Annotated in this window: 13 protein-coding genes; 6 read left to right on the plus strand and 7 right to left on the minus strand. The window is 68.4% G+C overall.

Features of this window, described 5'->3' with window-relative positions; all coding sequences use genetic code 11:
• The first annotated feature begins 57 nt into the window (after positions 1-57).
• From M6B22_RS05955 to M6B22_RS05970, 4 genes are read left to right on the plus strand one after another with little or no spacing between them, the layout of a single operon-like run.
• Positions 58-1,554: a TIGR02677 family protein gene (locus M6B22_RS05955; RefSeq protein ID WP_269444860.1), complete on the plus strand. Its 1,497-nt coding sequence runs from the start codon at positions 58-60 to the stop codon at positions 1,552-1,554.
• A complete protein-coding gene (locus M6B22_RS05960) occupies positions 1,551-2,750 on the plus strand; it encodes a TIGR02678 family protein (protein ID WP_269444861.1) in 1,200 nt (399 codons plus the stop codon). Before M6B22_RS05955 ends, M6B22_RS05960 begins: the two co-directional genes overlap by 4 nt.
• The gene (locus M6B22_RS05965; RefSeq protein WP_269444862.1) at positions 2,747-6,874 is read left to right on the plus strand and encodes a TIGR02680 family protein; all 4,128 of its coding nucleotides are present in this window, start codon (positions 2,747-2,749) and stop codon (positions 6,872-6,874) included. Before M6B22_RS05960 ends, M6B22_RS05965 begins: the two co-directional genes overlap by 4 nt.
• Positions 6,871-8,112 carry a TIGR02679 family protein gene (locus M6B22_RS05970; RefSeq protein WP_269444863.1) on the plus strand — a complete coding sequence of 414 codons (1,242 nt, stop codon included), beginning with the start codon at positions 6,871-6,873 and terminating at the stop codon, positions 8,110-8,112. The genes M6B22_RS05965 and M6B22_RS05970 overlap by 4 nt, the downstream gene beginning before the upstream one ends.
• Positions 8,113-8,581: 469 nt before the next feature.
• Here M6B22_RS05970 and M6B22_RS05975 read toward each other — a convergent pair whose 3' ends face one another.
• Positions 8,582-10,309 (minus strand): DNA/RNA helicase domain-containing protein, encoded by a 1,728-nt coding sequence (locus M6B22_RS05975; protein ID WP_269444864.1) that lies wholly within the window; start codon positions 10,307-10,309, stop codon positions 8,582-8,584.
• Entirely contained in the window at positions 10,290-10,616 is a 327-nt protein-coding gene (locus M6B22_RS05980; RefSeq protein ID WP_269444865.1) for a nucleotide pyrophosphohydrolase, read from the minus strand. The genes M6B22_RS05975 and M6B22_RS05980 overlap by 20 nt, the downstream gene beginning before the upstream one ends.
• Before the next feature lie 163 nt (positions 10,617-10,779).
• Between M6B22_RS05980 and M6B22_RS05985 the strand changes: the two genes are divergently transcribed.
• Positions 10,780-12,200, plus strand: a protein-coding gene (locus tag M6B22_RS05985; RefSeq protein WP_269444188.1) for an IS3 family transposase whose coding sequence is annotated in 2 segments (ribosomal slippage) — positions 10,780-11,140 and positions 11,140-12,200 — 1,422 coding nt in all. Because the reading frame shifts where the segments join, the coding sequence is not laid out codon by codon here.
• 94 nt (positions 12,201-12,294) lie between these two features.
• Here M6B22_RS05985 and M6B22_RS05990 read toward each other — a convergent pair.
• From M6B22_RS05990 to M6B22_RS06010, 5 genes are all read right to left on the minus strand, one after another.
• Positions 12,295-15,447, minus strand: coding sequence for a DUF3427 domain-containing protein (locus tag M6B22_RS05990; protein WP_269444866.1), 3,153 nt, complete (start codon positions 15,445-15,447; stop codon positions 12,295-12,297).
• The gene (locus M6B22_RS05995; protein ID WP_269444867.1) at positions 15,437-16,372 is read right to left on the minus strand and encodes an HNH endonuclease; all 936 of its coding nucleotides are present in this window, start codon (positions 16,370-16,372) and stop codon (positions 15,437-15,439) included. The genes M6B22_RS05990 and M6B22_RS05995 overlap by 11 nt, the downstream gene beginning before the upstream one ends.
• A gap of 89 nt (positions 16,373-16,461) precedes the next feature.
• Complete coding sequence (locus tag M6B22_RS06000; RefSeq protein ID WP_269444868.1) at positions 16,462-17,238, minus strand: nuclease-related domain-containing protein; 777 nt, start codon at positions 17,236-17,238, stop codon at positions 16,462-16,464.
• Between the two features lie 58 nt (positions 17,239-17,296).
• The gene (locus tag M6B22_RS06005; protein WP_269444869.1) at positions 17,297-17,698 is read right to left on the minus strand and encodes a type II toxin-antitoxin system death-on-curing family toxin; all 402 of its coding nucleotides are present in this window, start codon (positions 17,696-17,698) and stop codon (positions 17,297-17,299) included.
• Positions 17,698-17,901, minus strand: coding sequence for a hypothetical protein (locus M6B22_RS06010; RefSeq protein WP_269444870.1), 204 nt, complete (start codon positions 17,899-17,901; stop codon positions 17,698-17,700). Before M6B22_RS06010 ends, M6B22_RS06005 begins: the two co-directional genes overlap by 1 nt.
• A 788-nt stretch (positions 17,902-18,689) precedes the next feature.
• On the opposite strand from M6B22_RS06010, the gene M6B22_RS06015 reads away from it, so the two are divergent.
• Positions 18,690-19,007, plus strand: coding sequence for a helix-turn-helix domain-containing protein (locus M6B22_RS06015; protein ID WP_269444871.1), 318 nt, complete (start codon positions 18,690-18,692; stop codon positions 19,005-19,007).
• Positions 19,008-19,084: the final 77 nt, after the last annotated feature.

Genomic DNA, 19,084 nt, shown 5'->3' on the forward strand with positions numbered 1-19,084 from the left:
GCGGCGGCGATGGCGCGGCCTGTCGAGTCTGTCGGTGGACTCGCCTAGCCTGTCGCTGTGGAATCTGCAGGCGCACCGGACGCAGGGCGGCGCCGCGATCTGTTCCGCTACCTGACAGCTGAGGAGTCGGACGATTACCTGGCGGTCATGGATCTGTTCGCCGCCACCCTGCTGACCGATCTGTCAGCCACGGAGGTCGCCGCCCAGCTCGCCGATCGCGGTCGCGTGCTCGAGCGTGATGTCGCCGAGGCCCGCTGCCGCCAGCTCGTCGAGTGGGGCAATCTCGTGCCGTCGATCCGCGATGCCCGGGTCAGCTCCGTCGCCGAGTACATCCGCTCGCGATCGCGGTACCAGGTGTCCAAACTCGGCGGTCGCGTGCACCGTGACGCTGTCGAGATCCTGCAGGCCACCGACGGCGCACGTGAGGTCGCCCGGGAGCTGCTCGGCCAGATCGTGCAGTCCCTCGATCGGATCATCGCCCAACTGACGCGCGCCGATATCGACGTTGACGCGCTGGCCGGCGAGGTCACCACGGTGTTCGGCAACCAAAGGGTGTTCACCGACAGCGTCCGCGACTTCTACGCCTACCTCGCCGGTATCCTCACCCGCTACGACCTCGGCGGCGAGGAGTACGCGCAGTTCAAGGAGCTGCTGCTCGTCTACATCGACCTCATCACCGCCGACGTCAACCGGCACGCGCCGGCCGTGTCCGGTCGCGTCCGGCAGGTCATCAGCCGGCTCGACGCGCTGCTGGCAACCCTCGCGGGCCTCCCCGGCCTGGTCCTGCCCGACGGCACGCCGATCGAGCGGGCGCGGGGACGCACCCGAGCCGACTGGTCCGAGCTCGCGTCCTGGTACGACGCCGAGCACGGCCGGTCCGGCCCCGAGCAACTGCGCACCGCCGCGGCCCAGGCCCTCAGCCAGCTGATCACCAACGCCAAGCGGCTGCTCGATTCGTCCGGTACTGGTTTCTCGCGCCGAGCCGACTTCCTGCGACTGGCCCGCTGGTTCCACGCCGCGACCGACGACGACGCGCACCGGCTGTACGCGGCGACCTTCGGCGCCTACCCGGCGCGGCACCTGCTGTTCGGGCCGGACGAGCCGGACCCGCGGATCGGGCCGACGACGTCGTGGTGGAACGCCGACCCGGTCCAGGTGCCGGTGTCACTGCGCGAGCGCGGCGACCGCGCGTTGCGCGGCAAGACGTCGCGGGTCCCCGACCCGACCGCCGACCGGCGGCGGCTGATCGCCGAGGCCCGGCGCGAGGCCGACCAACGTCGAGCGGCCGCGTCCGAGCTGGCGATCACCGGCGCGCTGCACGGCGCCGCCATCTCCCCGGCCGCCCGTGACCTGCTGCTCGACCTGCTCGGCGATTTGCTCACCCGCGGCGACGCCGAGACCGTCGACCACGACCTGGGCCTCCGGCTGACCGCCGCACCCGGTCCGGACACGGTGATCTCGAGCGCGGATGGCACCACCACCGTGTACGGCCACCGCCTGGTCATCGAGGGCATCGCAGCCTGGTCCACCGTCGACGACGAGGCGGTGCCATGAGCATCGTCGCCACCGCCGGTCTCGACGCGGGCGAGCGGCGGATCGCCGCCCGGCACCTGATGTCGTCACCGATCCTGACCGCCGCGCGACAGCCGGGCGAGCTCGACCTCGTCCGCCGGCACGCCTCCGCGCTCAAGTCGATGTTCGCCACCCAGCTCGGCTACGCGCTCGTCGTCGAGTCCAGCTTCGCCCGGCTGGTCAAGGCGCCACTACCCGCATCCGCCCCGGTGCGCCCGGCCCGCCGCCCCACTGACGGCGCCGCGTTCACGCCGAACACCTACGTCCACCTCGCCCTTGTGTGCGCGGCGCTGCTCGCGCCCGGCGTCGGCGAGCAAATCCTGATCTCGGCCCTCGTCGACCAGATCCGCGCCGACGCCGCCGAACAGGCGATCACGATCACCGACGGGCTCAGCGACCGCCGCCAGCTGGTCACCACACTGAGCCTGCTCGCCGGCTGGGGCGCGATCAGCGAGACCGACGGGTCGCTCACCGCCTGGGGCGAGCGGCGCGAGGACGAAGCGCTGCTCACCGTCAACCGCGCGCTGCTCCTTCACCTGCTGCCCCATCGACTGCACGAGTACGACGAGCCCGACGCCACCTGGACGCGGCCCGAGCTCGACAACCCGCGGCGGCGGTTGAGGCGGCGCCTCGTCGAGAGCCCCGCGGTCTTCCGGGCCGAGCTGCCGGCCGACGAGCTGGATGTCCTTTCCCGCGAGCGGCACGACCTGGCCAAGCACCTGGACGAGAACTTCGGGCTCGTGCTCGAGGTGCGGGCCGAGGGAGCGCTGGCCTACGACCCGGCCGGTGGGCTCACCGACGTCGACTTCCCCGGCAGCGGCAGCGCGAAGCAGGCCGCGCTGCTGCTGCTCGACGAACTTGTCGTCGCGCTGCAGCCGACTGCGGAGTCGACGGTGACGATTGGCGATCAGGTGCTGCCGGGGGTGATGGCGCCGTGGCCGCAGGTCGACGCCGTTCTCGCCGGCCTGACCTCCCGCTACCGCACGATGTGGAAGAACGCCTACGTCGAGTCCGGCGACGTGCTCCGTGCCGACGCCGTCGAGCTGCTGACGTCGCTGCGGCTCGCGGCGGGCACCGACGACGGGTTGGCGATCTTCCCGTTCGCCGCGCGCTACCAACCCCAGGTCACGACCCGTCCGGCCGTGCAGGGATCGCTGTTCGAGGGAGATCCGCCATGACCCGGCCCGCCGCCCCGCGCCGCTTCGACGAGCGCTGGCGCCTGTCCCGCGCCGGCATCGTCAACGTGTGGCACTACCTCGACAACGAGTTCGACGTCAGTGGCGGGCGGATGATCCTGCGCGGGACGAACGGATCCGGAAAGTCCCGCGCGCTGGAGATGCTGCTCCCGTTCCTGCTCGACGCCGACCGCCGCAAGATGGACGCCACCGGCGCCGCCCGGGTCAACCTGGACGAGCTGATGCGCACCGGGGCCCGCGAGCAGGCGAACCGGACCGGGTACCTCTGGCTCGAGCTCGCCCGCCCCGGTGAGTACCTGACGGTCGGCGCGTTGGTTCGGCACAGCCGGTCCGCGAGCAGCACGAAGGTCTGGTACTTCACGACGCCGCTGCGCGTGGGTGACGAGCTGGCCCTGCTCTCCGACACGCGCGAACCGCTGTCCCGCGATGCGCTGACCGAGCTGGTCGGGGTCGAGCGAATCACCGACTCGGCGGCCGTGCATCGCGATCGCGTCCGGGTCGAGGTGTTCGGCCTCGACGGCGACACCGGGCGGGACCGCTACGACGGGCTGCTGCAGCTGCTACACACGCTGCGGGCACCGGACGTAGGCAACCGGATCGACGAGGGGCGGCTGCCGCAGATCCTGGTCGACTCGCTGCCCCCGCTGCACGAGCAGGCGCTGACCCGGGCCGGCGAGCAGCTCGACGGCCTCACCGAGACCCGCGCGGCGCAGGAACGCCTGGAGCAGTCCGCGGCCCAGGTCTCGTCCTTCCTGGCGGTGTACGAACGCTATGCCGCGGCGACGTTGCGGGCCACCGCCCACGAAGCGGTCGCGGCAGCCGATGCCGTCGTCGCGGCCGAACGCGCAGCGGCCGACCGGGCCCGTCAGGTCGCCGCCCTTGACGCTAAGTACGGGCAGTTGCAGTCGCGCGAACAGGAACTGTCCGAAGGGCTCGCCGAGCTCGACCACGCCCTCCGCGCGATCGAAGCCCGGGAGATCTTCAAGACGGCCGACGACCTCGTCCAGCGGGATCGCGCCGTCGCGGCACTCGCTCGATCAGCCGATCAAGCTCTGGCCGGCGCCGAGCGGGAGCGGGCCAACCATCGCCGCACCGTCGACGATGCCGAGCAGGCGCTGGCTGAGGTGCGGCAGGCCGCAGCCGACGCGGCGACCGTCCTCGCGTCCACCCGCGAGGCCGTGCAGGACGCTCGCCTGCCGGCCGGCCGACTGCCCGACGACGTCCGGGCGGTCGATCGGCCATCGGCCGCCGCGTCCGTCGTGCTGCGGGTGACTCGTGACGGCGAGGCGCAGGCAATCGCCCGCCCGTTCGCCGCGCACGTCGACGTCGTCCCGGCCGACCTCGACGAAGCCCGGCAGGCGGCCGAGTCGGCCCGCTCCGGCGCAACCGACCGGCAAGGCCTCGCCGGACGGCGCTTAGCCGAAGCCCGGCGGCTGGCCAAGACCGAGGAAGCGATCGCGCGGCTCGCGGCCGAGGCGGATCGGCTCGCCAACGCCGCCGAGCTCGACGCGCAGGCCGCCGACGACCGCGCCACCGAGCGGGACGCCATCGCCGCCGAACTCGCCCACGCCTGGCGAGCGTGGACCAGCGACCCCACCGCCGCCGAGCTGCTCGGCCCGATCAACTGGGTCGAGCACCCGCTGATCGGTGCGTTGCTGCTCGACGCCAACGCCCTGGCCGGCCACCGCACCGACCCCCTCGATGACCTCGACGAGGTCGCCGAGGCCGCCGCCCGCCCGGCGCGAGCAGCGGTCGATGCCGAACGGGCGCGGCTCGCCACCGAAGAGAGCAACGACCGTGACCGGGAGCAGACCCTGCAGGCCGAGCGGGCCGAGCTCGCCGCCGCACACGACCCGCTTCCGACCGACCCGCCCTGGCTCACCCCGGACCGTCCGGGTGAGCCGCTGTGGCGCTGCATCGACTTCGGCCCCGACGTGCCGGCTGCGGCGCAGGCAGGTCTCGAGGGCGCGCTGCTCGCGTCCGGGCTGTTGACTGCAGTGATCACGGCCGACGGTGCCGTCCGCGCGGCTGACGGCGAACTGCTGGTCAGCGCCGGCTCGGCGCGCGCGGCGCGTCCGCTGAGCACAATCCTCCGCCCCGACTCCGCCGCCACGCTCCCCGCCGCGACGATCTCAGCCGTCCTGTCCAGCATCGGCGTCGACGACCCCGCCGCCGCAACCTCGGTATCGACCGACGGCAGCTGGCGCAACGGACCGCTGCGCGGCCGGCACCGCGTCGACCGCGCACGCCACATCGGCGCGGCCGCCCGGGCGGCCCATCGGCAGGAGCGGATCGCGGCGATCGACGGCGACCTGACCGTTCTGGTCGACCTCGCCGGCCGGCGCGCACGGCGGCGGACGGAGCTCAACGAGACCGACCGACGCCTCGCGGACCTCGTACGCGCCGCGCCGCGAAGTTCGCGGCTCTACGCCGCCCGCCGCCTGGCCACCGACGCAGTGAGCCGGGCCGAACGCAGCAGCGCCGAGGCCTCGCGGGCCGCCGCCGCGGCCCGCGAGGCTCGCGCGTCCTGGGTCGCGCAGGTCGACGCGCACCGCAGCGTCTGCCTGCACCACGACCTGCCGGTCGAGGCCGACGCGCTTCAGCAGGCCGTGGATGCCGCCCGCCACGCAGCCGAGCGCAGCGCGCAGCTCATTCGCGAGCTCACCCGGCTCGCCGAAGCAGTGACGCGACACGACGCCCGGCTCGCGCGCGCCGACGCGGCCGCCGGCGTGCGCGACGATGCCGAGCGCGACGCGGACGATCGGTGGGCCGAGTGGCACGCCGCGGCCAGCGAGCTCGCTGCCCAGCATCAAGCGCTCGACCTCTCGATCGAGCAGGCCCGCGACGAGCTCGAGCGCACGCAGCGGGCCCGGGACACGACCGAGGCCGATCACCGCGCCGCGCTCAAGGCGGTGGCCGACATCGGCCCGCAGCTCGGTGAGGCACGCATGGCCGCGGAGAATGCATCCGCACACGTCCTCGCCGAGGTCGAGCAGCTGGTCTCCGCAGCGCACCGATTGACTCGGCGGATCGCGCTGCCCGGGCTGGCCGCGGCCGCGACCACCGGACGGCTCGCCGGCATCGTCCACCCCGAGCAGGTGGACGAGGTCCGCGCCGGAGCGGTCGCTGTCCTGGACGCCGTCGCCGAGCCCCGCCAACCCGCGTCCGCGTCTCGGGTCTTCGACGCCTTCCGCGAGTTCGACCGTGAGGTGTCCGGCCAGCTCGACGCCCGGCACTGGCTCGACGACGACGTGCACCTGGTCGAGATCGCCGGCGCCGGCGACGAACACACCCTGGCCGGCGCCGCCCGCCTGCTGGCAGCGCGAGTCGAGCAGGGCCGCGCCGCGCTCAGCGAGCGCGAACGCGAGGTGTTCACCCGCTTCGTCCTCGGCGGGGTCGCCGAGGAACTCCGGCGTCGCGTCAACCAGGCCGGCCAGCTCATTGCCGCGATGAACACCAGCCTGGGCGGGATCACCACCACCAACGGCATCGGCGTCAAACTCGGCTGGGGGCTGCGCGAGGAGCACGCGGCGCTCGGCCGGGTGCTCGAACTGGTCGCCACCTCCGACGCCGTCCGATCCGAGGCCCAGAACGCCGAGCTGACCGAGTTGCTGCGCAAGCGCGTCGAACTGCACTACGCCGCGGACCCGAGCAGCGGCTACGCCAGCCATCTTGCGGCGGCTCTCGACTACCGCACCTGGCACGAGGTGAGCGTGACGATCCTGGGACCGGACGCCGGCCAGCAGCGGCGACTGTCCCGGCGAGCCAAGCTCTCCCAGGGTGAGACCCGGTTCGTCTCCTACGTCACGCTGTTCGCTGCCGCCGACGGCTACCTGACCAGCCTTGGCGACGACAGCCGGGCGTTGCGGTTGATCCTGCTCGACGACGCGTTCGCGAAGGTCGACGACACCACCGTCGCCGAGCTCATGGGTCTGTTGGTCACGCTCGATCTGGACTTCGTGATGACCGGCCACGCGCTGTGGGGCTGCTTCCCGCAGGTTCCCGCGCTCGACGTGTACGAGGTCCGGCGCAGCGACGGCAGCTCGGCGGTGACCACGCACGTGCACTGGGACGGCCGCAACCGCCACCTGCGCAGCACGGCATGACGGCGCTGCCGCCTCCGCTGCACGACCACCTGGCCGCGCCGTCGCTCGCGCCGATGTGGACGGTCCTGCGGGAGCGGCTGGAACGGACTGGGCACGCAATCCGGGGCGCGATCGTCACCGACCTCGATGAGGACGGCGCCGACCGGCTCGGCGGCCTCCTCGGCCGCAACCTTCAACGCGGAACCTTCCGGGTGCAGCTCGCGGATCTCGACGTGGCCCTGCGCTCCAGCGCCGCCGGGCGCGGGCTCGTCGCGGTCGTCGCCGAGCTGACCGGCGGGGCGCTGCGCGATCGACTGGCCGAGCGCGCACAATCGCAGGCCGGCCGCGAGCAGCTCTGGGCCCACCTCGACGCACTGCTCGTCGCCGCCGGGCTGGCCGATCAGGACTGGGTGGCGCCGTGGACGGACTGGCTGCACCGCGGCGGCGTGCTGACCCGGTTGTCGGCGCCGGCCGCGGAACCCGCGCTGTCCATGGCGGTGCGGGTGATCGCTGCAGTCCTGTCCGGGGGCGGTGTGTCGCGCGGCCTGGCCGCGCTCGCGACCGAACACACCGGCACAGCGCATGGCCTCGACGACGGAACCCCGGCCGGGACGCTCGCACTGCGGGGCCTGGCGTTCGCCGTGCAGGCGCCGGCTCCCGCTTCGGCCGCCGAGCGCCGCGCTCTGTGGCAGCGCGTCGGCGTCAGCACCGACGAGATCTCCGGGACAGTCCTCGTCTGGGCACTCCGTCCGCCCGGCACCGATCGCTGGTCGGCGATGATGCGCGAGCGTGCCGAGCTCGGGCTGGTCACGCATCTCACCGTCCACGAGCTTGAGCGCGCACCGACGCTGACTGCACCCGGCGAGGTCATGCACGCCTGCGAGAACCCGCAAGTGCTGCAGCAACTGTCGGCGGCGGGGGTCGACCGGCCCGTGATCTGCACCTCCGGCAACCCCGCCGCTGCCGGCTCGCTGCTCCTCGACCGCTTATCCGTGCGCTACCACGGCGACTTCGACTGGCCAGGCATCGCCATCGCCCGGCGAATTATCCTGCGCGGCGCGACACCGTGGCGCCTCGGAAGCGACGACTACCTCGAAGCGGCGGCGCGGATACCGGAAGACCATCGACTCGCGCTCACCGGTCGCCCTGAGACGACGCCGTGGGATGAGCGCCTGCAGTCCGTCATGATGGCAACCGACGTCGCCGTCCATGAGGAAGCGATCGTCGACGTACTGCTGGCCGATCTCGGGGCCACGTGAGTCCTGCGGCCGGCACGCAGCGCGTTGCTGTTCAGCACTGGCCTATCCCCCACGCGGCCGGTTCCTCGGTGCGACATCGTCTGCGCACAGCCAGCCATTCCTCGGGCGCACATCTCAGGACACGTTTGCCCGGCGAACAGATGAGCGCGAGGTAGACGACGCGCGGGCACGTATTGCCTTGGAGCGACCCGTGTCGCAACATCAGACAATCAAGGCCGCATCTGCGACCACCACATGTCCCGAAACGACAGTCGGTGAGTGCTGAAGCCCGGCGAGGGCCGCTGCTTTCCATGGACGTCCGCAGAAGTCCGCGTCCAACCTGCCAGGCGACTGTTCGATTATCCGCATGCGTCCGTCGACGTCCAATATGCCTACACCATAAGGGATTGCGGACAAATATCGAACAGCGCGAACAACCGCGAACGAAGCGAATAGCTACCAAGTTGGCTACAGATGATCATGAAGGTCGCTAATCGATCGGCTGAGGGAAGAGAGGGCGCAGATGATCGCGTAGGGCGGGGTCGCAGACGTAGATGTACGTGCCTCGGATGCCACGGGTAAGCAGCACCGCGTAGATGTTTGTGACAAACTGCAGCAGGTCGCTGTCGTCGTAGCTGATACCGAGGATGCGGTTGTTCTCCGTGCCCTTCTTGTCGAAGTAGGAGCTGCGGTTGAAGACCAGGCCACCGTTGCGTGAATCGAACCGCAGGTCATTGCCGATGATTACGCCGGCGTAGTTGAGGTCGTAGCCCTGGATCGTGTGGATGGAGCCGACTTCATCGACGGATGTCGCCGAGCTCACCCAATCGACGGCAGACCGGTTCCACTGGAGCCGGACGCCAGCGATCTCGATGTCGTGAGCAGACGGGTCACGCTTACTCCGCCACGGCCAGGCATAGCCCGCCAGCAGACGAGCCAAACCGTCCTGTTGCTCGCGGCGGCGCAAAGCTCTCTGCATGGCCGCGAAGTCATCGAAGAAGCGAAGGTCGTATCCCGGGAACTCTTGGGGCGCGGGCGCGCAGCCGGTCAGTAGCGCTCTGATGTAGCCGACGTAGTCGGCGCCTGCCTGCACGCGCATCTGTGACGTAAGTACGTACATCCGATGTTGCTCGTCGGCCGGGCGGACGAGGCTGTCCAGGGCTGCTACCGGAACGTCGGCCGGCCGGACTCTTTGGGCCGCATCGAGGAGGAAGATCTGGTGATTGCTCTGGGTCGTTATCCAGTCCAGTTGCGTGAGGCCCGGCTCGTCCCTGCCGAAGAGGCGGTGATTGATGTCGGCGAACTTCTTGTTCTGCACCCCAGAGGGTTGATTCGCGCGTTGGTTCAGCCGGTGCGCCTCGTCGACGATGAGTAGATCGAACTTCTCCCGGCTCTCCCCTACTTGGAAGGGCGTTAGCACCATACTTTCGTCCAACCCCGGGGTCTTTCGAAAGACCTTTTGAATCGACCTGCGCAGCGATTGCTGAGGTACCACCAGGCCGAAGCGGAAGCCCGCAAGCAACTCGGGGTACCCCGGAACGAAGAACTCGGACAGAATTGAGTCGGTGTCCGGTGGCACTGTCGTGTCGGCCGTTCTGATGTCGCTCAGCAACTTCATGAGGAAGATCGCGACGACCGTCTTACCTGTACCGGGATCGCCTCGGATGACGATCCGACTTCCGACGCCTGCTTCGAGATCGTCGAATAGGCCGTTCAGGATGTCTTCGATCGCGCCGGCCTGGTCGGGGGTGAGCGCCTTGAACGGCGACAGCTTGAAGAGATCAGTGTTCTGGATCTGGCGGACGGTCCGTGTGAAGATGCCCTGCTCGCGCAGTTCGTCGAAGATCGCATCGAACGTCTTCCGGTAGTCCTCGCGTCCGAAGTAGTTCGCGTTGGTGATGCCTTCGTTGCGGTTCAGCACCTCGTATTTGCCGTCGCCGGCGAGCAAGCGGATGAGGAACGATTCGAGGTCGAGGCACGCAGACTTGTTGAAGGTCTCATCGATCACGACACGGGCAGTCGTCAGACGGGCCTTCGCCGCCGTATCGAGGTGCTGGCGCATACGCGCTGTCGCGTTGAGCGACTCGCCTACGTAGATTTCGTCGCGACCGTCGAGCGTATAGACGACAGGCCAGTTGCTGTGTCGGGGGTCGAGCAGAGACCAGGTCGTAAGCTGCCCATCCCGAAGGTTCAGGCGTTCAATCCGGAAGCTCGTCATACTTCGTGCTCCGGCCGCGTGCCTGCTCCACCGGATACTTGGCTCGCGTGACCTCGAGCTTGTCCAGCACGATCCGGTCGACGTTCAGCCCCAGCTTGTCCGCGAGAAGATGGCCGTAGGTCAGTACGTCCGCCAGCTCGTCCCGCACTTTCTCTATGTCGGCTGACTCGCCCCATTGGAAGCATTCGAGCAGCTCCGCTGCTTCGATCACGATGCTCTTCGCAAGGTTGGCCGGCGAGTGGAACTGGCCCCAGTCCCGCTCTGACGAGAACGCGCGGAGCGCGCCCTGAATCGAGTCGCTTTCCACGGTAGAAGCCTATGCGACTCCCGGCAGCCGCCGGCGGCTCCCCTGCGTGTCAGGGTGAGTTGAGGCCAGCGGCTCTTAGCAAGTCCGCTCCGGCAGGGCGAGATTCAGGATGATGACCATGTCGAGTTCCGTGCTTTCTGCCCCTGTCGTCGATGATGGGTTCATGAGTGGTTCCCAGCCGCGGGCCGGTGGTCCGTCTCGGCGGAGATCCTTTGCCCCAGCGGAGAAGTTGCAGCATCTGGCCGCCTATGACGAGGCGTGCCGGGTTGGTCAGGGCGGGGCGTATCTGCGGGAGCAGGGGCTGTACTCGTCTCAGGTCACCGAGTGGCGCAAGCTGCGTGACGCCGGTGTGCTCGAGGGCCGTGCGGCCGGCGCGAAGGTGGGCCGGTTGAGCGCGGAGCAGGCGGAGATCGCCCGGCTGCGGGGCCAGCTGGACAAGGCGCAGCGGCGTCTGGTGCGGACCGAGGTGGCGTTGGACATCATGGGAAAAGCGCACGCGCTCTTGGAGGAGATCTCCGAGAGCGCGCAGGACGATCCGCCGTCCACGCGGCGTTGATGGCCGCCTACCGGGCGCTGACCCTGGCTGGGATGACAACCCGCGACGCGGCTGGTCTGACCGGTGTCGCCCGAGCCACCGCCGGGCGCCCTGAGGCCCGGCCGGCCTCGACGACGTCGCGGCCGTCGCCACGCACCGCGCCGGCGAACCGGCTCAGCGTCGCTGAGCGGATCGAGGTGCTGGCCGTGCTCAACAGTGCGGAGTTCGTGGACCGCACGCCGCTGCAGATCTATGCGGTGCTGCTCGACCGCGGCCGGTATCTGTGTTCGGTGTCGAGCATGTATCGGGTGTTGGCCGCCAACGCCCAGGTCAAGGACCGGCGCCGGCTGGCCCGTCATCCGGCGCGGGTGCGCCCAGAACTGGTTGCGACCGGACCCGGTGAGGTGTTCACCTGGGACATCACCAAACTGCGGGGCCCGGTCAAGGGCTCCTACTTCGACGCCTACGTGATGATCGACATCTACTCCCGTTACATCGTCGGCGCCTGCGTGCACGTCACCGAATCCGCTGTCCTGGCTGAGGAAATGATGCAGGAGGTCTTCACCATCCACGGCACCCCGAGGGTGGTGCACGCCGATCGGGGCACCTCGATGACGTCGAAGACCGTGGCTGCGTTGCTCACCGACCTGAACGTGACCCGCTCACATTCACGGCCGCGGGTGTCGAATGACAACCCGTTCTCCGAGGCCTGGTTCAAGACGCTGAAGTACGCGCCGGTGTTCCCCGACAGGTTCGGCTCGCTGCAGCACGCCAGGTCGTTCCTCGACGAGTTCGTCCAGCATTACAACCACGAACACCACCACAGCGGCATCGGGCTGCACACGCCCGCTGACGTCCACTACGGCCTCACCGAAGCCATCGCCGAGCGACGAGCAAGCGCTCTGGCCGCGGCCCGCACGGCGACACCGCACCGGTTCAGCAGCGACACCGACCCGAAGATCCTCGACCTACCCGTCGCCGCCTGGATCAACCCACCAATCACCCAGACCGAAGATCAAGAACAGGAGCCCGTCACCGCAGCCGCATAACTCCCGCTGGCCTCAACCGCCTTGACAAATTCCGCTCCGCCGCGCTTGGGATGCCTTTGGACCGGTCGCACACGGGCAAGGCGGAACGCATACGTCATCCTGCCGCGACGCGAGCGGCGTGGAATACGTCCGCGGGGAGTGCGTGATCAAGATGCCAGCGGATGCGCATGGGCCGCTCGCCTTGGTGTTCGACGTACGTCATGGGCCCGGCGTACAGGTAGGGCGGCGTGCCGAGCGCTCCGTCGGCTTCCTTCGTTTCCCGGAGGAAAAGGTGGACCGAAGATCCTTGGGCTCTGTGGTGGATGTAGCGTCGGCCAGTCGGCGACCGCTCAGTGGTGGTGTTCTGCGACTCCCACTGAAAGAGTGTCGGTGCGATGGCGAAATCGGCGTACATGGTGGTCGGGGTGAAGTGGGTCTCCGACTTCCGCAGCGTCACGAAGAACACGTCCGCGGCCTCCTCGTCTACCCACTTCACCCCTTGACGCACGACTCCAGGATTATCGACACCGAACGCCGCGAGTGCTTCGTCCCTGCTGTAGCGGGCGTGCACACGCAATGGCACTGCCGACTCCGCCGCCACAACGGGCGTCAGTCGGGCGATGCGCGAGCGCAGCACGTCACAGAGTTCGACAAGTTCCCGACGCCTGTCCTCATTACGGTTGAGCCGCTGTAGCGCATGCTCCGCACCGGTCAGCGGCTCGTTCGCGCCCCAGACGGCGAAATGCAGCATCGCGGCGAGTCGGCGCTGCCGCGGGTCTCGGGCTACGCTGGCCCATTGAAGATCGACGACCGCCTTCCGGATGAAGGCGAGCCGTTCCGGGTCATCGACGTGCAGCATCCGGCCGAGCGCGCGGCCGATCTTCGCGTCGTCATCCGTTGCGGCGGAACGGGCGAATCCTGCGTCGCGGCGGATGCTCGTCCAACCGCCGTTCGACTGCCGGTAAACGTCCTCCAGGTCGATGTTCGTCTCTCGAAGGAATGCTGCGAGCGAAACGTTGCCGACACGCTTGAGTTCTGCAACAAGCTCTCTCCGCGGCACGGTTAGCGAACGGCGGACGTTGTTCAATACGATTTGAGATGCGACTCGGTCGAGCTCGATATGGCAGCCGGCGGGCAACCACGGGAACCCTTGCCTAACGTCCCGCTCGACGCCTCGACGTGTCGCCCCGGTGACTGCTCGATAGCGAAGGTCGAAGCGGAACTGATGGTGTTGGGCGCCGATGAAGTCCAGGACGGTGAGGCAAGGCTTCTCGTTGGAGAGCCGCAGGCCGCGGCCGAGCTGCTGCAGAAAGACGGTGGCGCTCTCTGTCGGGCGCAGAAAGAGCACAGTGTCGATCGTCGGTAGGTCGACGCCCTCGTTGAAGAGGTCGACCGTGAACAGCACGTTGACTTCGCGATCGTCGAGCGCCCGGAGTGCTGCGCGACGGTCGGGGTCTGGAGTACGTGAAGTGATCGAGCGGCTGGGTATGCCTGCCTCACTGAATCGGCGCGCCATGTACTCCGCATGTTCGATGCTGACGCAGAAGCCGAGTGCGCGCATGCGCCCAGGGTCGGCGATCTTGTCAGCGACGGCCTGCAGGATGAGCCGACACCGTGCGTCGTTGCCGGTGTACACGTTGCTGATGTCACCAACGTCGTAGCCCCGACCGCGACGCCACGTCAGACCGTCGAGCGCTACATCGTCGTGGATGCCGAAGTACTGGAACGGAGCAAGGTAGCCGTGCTCGAGCGCCTCCCACAACCGCAACTCGACCGCCGTCTTGCCACCGAACCAATGCCTGATGTCGAGCCCATCAGCCCGTTCGGGCGTCGCGGTCAGGCCGATGAGGACTTTTGGTTGGACGTGATCGAGCAGGCGCCGATATGTGCTTGCTTCGGCGTGGTGGAACTCATCGATGATGACGACATCGAAGTGGTTCCCCGCCAGGTCGGCCAAGTCAGTCTGGGCGATCGACTGGATCGACGCGAAAACGTGGCTCCAGCGTGTCGGCCGTACGCCGCCGACGAATGATTCGCCGAAGTCGCCACGGCGTAGCACGTGCCGAAAGGTGGACAGGCTCTGACGCAAGATCTCTTCGCGATGGGCGATGAACAGCAAGCTGTCGACAGACCGTGCATCACGCAGTCGTTTGTAGTCGAGCGCCGCCACGACCGTCTTGCCAGTGCCGGTGGCCATCACGATCAAGTTGCGCCACCGGTCATGCACCTGTCGCTCGACTGCCAGCGCTTCGAGGATTTCTTGCTGGTAGCCGAAGGGGCGCACATCGAGCGAGGTCAGCTCAAGGGGTAGGTCGGTGGGTCCTCCACGCTCGGCGGCGAGAGCCTGTGCCAATCGCTCGCCGTCGCGCTCTGGGAGGTATGTCTCGAAGGAGGGGTCGGCCCAGTAGTTCTCGAAGGTGTCGGCGAAGGTAGCTAGGAGATGCGGCTGCTCGACGTTGGAGAGCCGTACATTCCATTCCAGGCCGTCAACGAGGGCTGCCTTCGACATGTTCGACGAGCCGACGTACGCCGTTGAGAAGCCCGAAGCTCGGCGGAACAGCCACGACTTAGCGTGGAGCCGCGTGGTCCGAGTCTCATAGGAGACCTTGACCTCGGCTCCGAGAGAAACAAGACGGTCCAGGGCTCTCCGCTCCGTCGCGCCGACATAGGTCGTGGTGATGACCCGCATACGGCCGCCCCGCGCACTGAGCGCTGCGACGGCTGACTCGAGCAATCGCAGCCCGTGCCACGTGATGAAGGCACACAACAGGTCGACGCTGTCAGCAGACGCGAACTCCTTGACAACCTCGAATCCGATGCGTGGCTGACCCTGACCATTCACGAGCAACGCACTCGCTGAGAGGTCGGTCGCCGGCCGATCCGGGAAGGGAGATCGTCCTGGGCCGACCTCTGACGAGGCGATCGCGAGTAATAGGTCCCGCGTATCGGACACAACCTCGTCGGCCGGCACCGATACGGGCGCCAGCTCAACGATGGCTTCAGCAATGGCGTTGGCCATCTGTACCTGGCGCTCTACCGCCGAGGCATCATCGCCACGGACGCTATACAGAGCGCGGCGGGCGAGCTCACCAACGTGGCGAGCAAGCACGACATGCGCGTCAGCCGGGTCGAGCGGACGTTTGCTGACACGGACGGGCGGCGTGTCGCGGACGCGCTCGGCGATGCCTCGCGTGACGAGATGCTCATAGATCCCGGGCGGTAGCGGCCGCTTATCCTCGTCGCTGGCGGACGTGGTCTCACGAGGCAAGGAACACCTCGTCGAGGTGCCACTCGAGGAACTCCTTGTTGGGCCGATCAACGGGTCGACGGGGCAGAGTGATTGCGTCGCCAGACGAGGCTCGCGCGTAAAACTCCTCGCCGTTTCCGAACTCCTCTCGCAACCGCGGACTGACGACGAGACGGAACTTCGGATCGACGCCGAGATAGCCGCGGTCGTAGAGCGTGTGTACGTCCGATCGAAGCAACAGACCGTTGTCGAGTCGGTGCTCGCCGCCAAGAGGCAGCGGGCGGATATGGGCCGCCTGCAGAACGGGGCGGATCTTGTCTCCCGTTACGGCACATCGGTATTGGTACGCGTCTAGGACCACACCTTGAAAGGCGCGCTGACCAAGACGCTGAGGCACCAGTCGCGGATCCCCGTAGACCGGTCCAGGTCGATGCCACGCGCTGGCATCGACCTCAAACGTGGCGCCAAGCACGCGCGACACGAGCAGATCGAAGTAGGGACGGACGCGCGGCTCATCCGTATTGAACCCGGCACCCTGCACGATGTTCGGCGCCCATCCAGGCGGCGCTGGTTCGGAGTCAGAGCCAAAGAATGCGACATCGCGTACGAAGACACACCCGATCACCGGGTCCTCGCTCGGCATCAACGGTGCCTTGCGGTACTTCCCGACCCGCAGGCGCATCTCGATCAGGCTCGCCGCGCCGTTTGCCTCGGCGAAGAACTGCCAGGCCTCCGATAGCCGAAGTGCGGCGAAGCCGCTGTAGAAGCCACCGCCAACGACACGGTTGCCGTCGTGGTAATGCGACTTGAAGAAGAACGGCTCTCCGACTGCGAGCGCGCGGAACGTGTTACCGCCTCCAGGACGCCAGAAGTTCACCTCGTCGGCGCCGGACGCGGCGAGGTAGCGATACCAGTCGCCGTCGGTAACGCCGACGTATGCGCGCACGCGGAGATGATCGCACCGTCCCCGTGCCGGCACCAGGTTGACTACTTGACCAAGGGTCAGTGCAAGAGGTCTGATCGCCAAGTTGTTGATCATGCCGCAGGGGTGACGCGCTCCGACTTCGAGCGGTGACGCGGCTCGAGCGCTGCTCGAAGGCGCTCGACTTGGTCCGGCTTCAGGCGGTCAGGTTGGTTACGAAGCCAGGTCACGAGGTCGTCACCGTGGACGAACGTCACCTTATCCCCGCCGTACTGGCGCTGCGGGAAGTCGGCCCACAGGACGACCACCGCGGTAACCCACGGACGAACCTGAACGCGCTGGCGGAAGAAGGAGTTGGCGTCCGCTGCGTGAGAGCGACCCTCCCGTGCCCACCAGCTGCCCTGATAGTCCGGCCGTTCCCTGCCGGGACGCGTGAGCGTGGCCTGATCGCCGTCGAGCACCACAGTCCCGTGGAGGTTCTTCGTCTCCAGCACGAAGACACCGGCCGGTCCGACCAGGACGTGGTCGATGTTGAACTGCCCGCGGTCGAGATCGTGCGCGATGAACCAGCCGGCACGCAGCAGCGGTTCGACCGCCTTGGCCGTGCGCTCCTCTCCGACGGCCCCGGTGAGGTATTGGCCGACCCAGGCTGGGGGTGTCTCACGAGCCAAGATGTAGAAGGCCAGGGTGATCCCGGCCAGCAGGCCGCACAGCCAGCCACGCAGCTGACCAAGGCCGAGCAGCAGCGCGAGCGCCACGATGATGACGCAGACTGCTGCGCCCCACCGGAAGAATCGTCGATTGCGCTGACGCCACTCGCGGGTGAGCTGGGCGTACTCGGCAGCGGCGGATGCACCTGCACGTCGTGTGATTCTCCGCTCGGCCAGCACTTTCGCCTCCCATGATCGCAAAGCGAAGCTAACACACGCCCTACGCAATCAGTAGGCTCTAACGGGCGGGCGCATTGGGCAGATCCGGCGGTTCGGCAGGCGAGCAATGCGTGGCCAGCCAGCCTGCGATCAACTCGAGGTCCGCATGCCCGGCGACCAACTCGACCATGAAGCGCTCCCTGTCATCGGCCGATGTGCGCGGTTGCTGTCCGTTGATCGCGAGGAAGACCTTGGTCGTCAGCCAGGCCAGACGCTTGTTGCCGTCGACGAGCGCCTGGTTGTTGTCGAGCGACTGAGCCAGCGCCGCGTCCTTCAACCAGAGGTCGGGGTAGGCGTCCTGGCCGAAAGCACTCGCTGCCGGCCGCGAGACGGCCGCGACGAGCAGCCCGGCGTCGCGCACGGCCCAGCCGGCGCGCTCGACCTGCCGGAGGACGTCCTCGAGCGTCAGGTACCGGGTCACTATTTCGCGAGGCGGTCGAGCAGTTCGGCATCCTCGACGGCGGTGGCGTCGTACAGTTCGTCGAGCGCGGCGGCTCGGCGATCGGCAGCGATACGCGCCTGGATGGCGAGCACCGCCACCTCGTGCATCGATCGATGCTCACGGGCGGCCTGCTCGCGTAGTGCCTCGGTATCCGCAGGCGTGAGCTTCACGACGAATGCCATATCGAAACGATACCGCCCGGTGGCAGCCGGAGGACAGTGTGAGGCGGGCCGATCCGCAGGGTGAGGTGTGCCGGTAAACATCGTCACCCCAACCCTGTCAAGCACGGCGGTCAAGATCATCGCCAGGGCGGGCTAACGCCCGTATCTGCAGAGGCGACGCCAGGGGTGACCCTGTACGCGGTCCCAGAGGGGTGACAGTTTCGCAGCACACGTCTGCGGACCCTCGTCCGCGAGCTCGCCGCCGAGCTGCCCTTCGCAGAGACGCTGCCCGACACCGATGGGCGGCATCGCTCCAAACCGAGGACGCGGTACTCGCCCGACAGCTCGCGGCATGGCGGGTAACGAACGGCGTCGACCGCTCGGAGTTCGGTCCCTGCGGTCCGTCCGCCGACGGTGACGTCTATCGGCAGCGGCTGGACGCGCAGGTCCGCGCCACGGTCGGCTCGCTGGTCAGTCAAAACGAACGGTGGCGGCAGCTGGTGGACCCTCTCGTCCCCGGCCTCGCCGACGACGCCGGGTGGCCGATGCTCGCCCGCGCGCTGTCCCCGAGCGAGCGACGCCGGCTACGACGTGCCGAGCCGCCTTCCGGACGTCATCAACCGCCGTTCGCTCCCGCCGGTACACGCCGCGCGGTCGCTGTACTGGCGGTTCCTTGACGACTGCCCCGATGCGGTCGAGCCCGAGCGGGCGACCTACCGGTACACGCCGCCGCCCCCGCGTCCTGAACCCCTGCCCGATTACTCGCGCTCGCAGAGCAGACCATCCATCTCCCGAGGAGGACCGTCCCGATGAACTTCGACGTCGATTTCACCGATGAGCAGCTGCTGCTCACCACCGTGCAGGCCGGCCGTGTGCTGGGTGTCGGACGAACAACCATCTATCAGCTGATCAAGACCGGCGAACTCCATGCCGTCCACGTGGGTGGTAGCTGCCGCATCTCGTGGGCGGAACTGGAGCGCTACGTCACGCGACTCGAGGCGGCCTACCAGCCCGCCGAGCCACCGGCGTCTGCGCCCGGGCGCCGATGGCGACGAGTCGTCGACGCGGACGGCCAGCGCACCATCTTCGCCGTCGGCATGCCTGACCCGCACGACCCGGCCGCGTAACCCGTTGCTCCCGTCAGAGGCGCGGCGGACGATCGAGGAGACGAAAGGGGACGACCATGGCAGGACGCGGAGCGAAC

It is taken from the genome of Jatrophihabitans cynanchi (genome assembly GCF_027247405.1).
GTDB classification, from domain to species: domain Bacteria; phylum Actinomycetota; class Actinomycetes; order Mycobacteriales; family Jatrophihabitantaceae; genus Jatrophihabitans_B; species Jatrophihabitans_B cynanchi.

Excerpts from the sequence above, each read along its gene's own strand:
- M6B22_RS05975 (WP_269444864.1), bottom strand. The coding sequence starts at position 10,309 with ATGACGAGCTTCCGGATTGAACGCCTGAACCTTCGGGATGGGCAGCTT.
- M6B22_RS05960 (WP_269444861.1), top strand. The coding sequence starts at position 1,551 with ATGAGCATCGTCGCCACCGCCGGTCTCGACGCGGGCGAGCGGCGGATC.
- M6B22_RS06015 (WP_269444871.1), top strand. The coding sequence starts at position 18,690 with ATGAACTTCGACGTCGATTTCACCGATGAGCAGCTGCTGCTCACCACC.
- M6B22_RS06010 (WP_269444870.1), bottom strand. The coding sequence starts at position 17,901 with ATGGCATTCGTCGTGAAGCTCACGCCTGCGGATACCGAGGCACTACGC.
- M6B22_RS05965 (WP_269444862.1), top strand. The coding sequence starts at position 2,747 with ATGACCCGGCCCGCCGCCCCGCGCCGCTTCGACGAGCGCTGGCGCCTG.
- M6B22_RS05970 (WP_269444863.1), top strand. The coding sequence starts at position 6,871 with ATGACGGCGCTGCCGCCTCCGCTGCACGACCACCTGGCCGCGCCGTCG.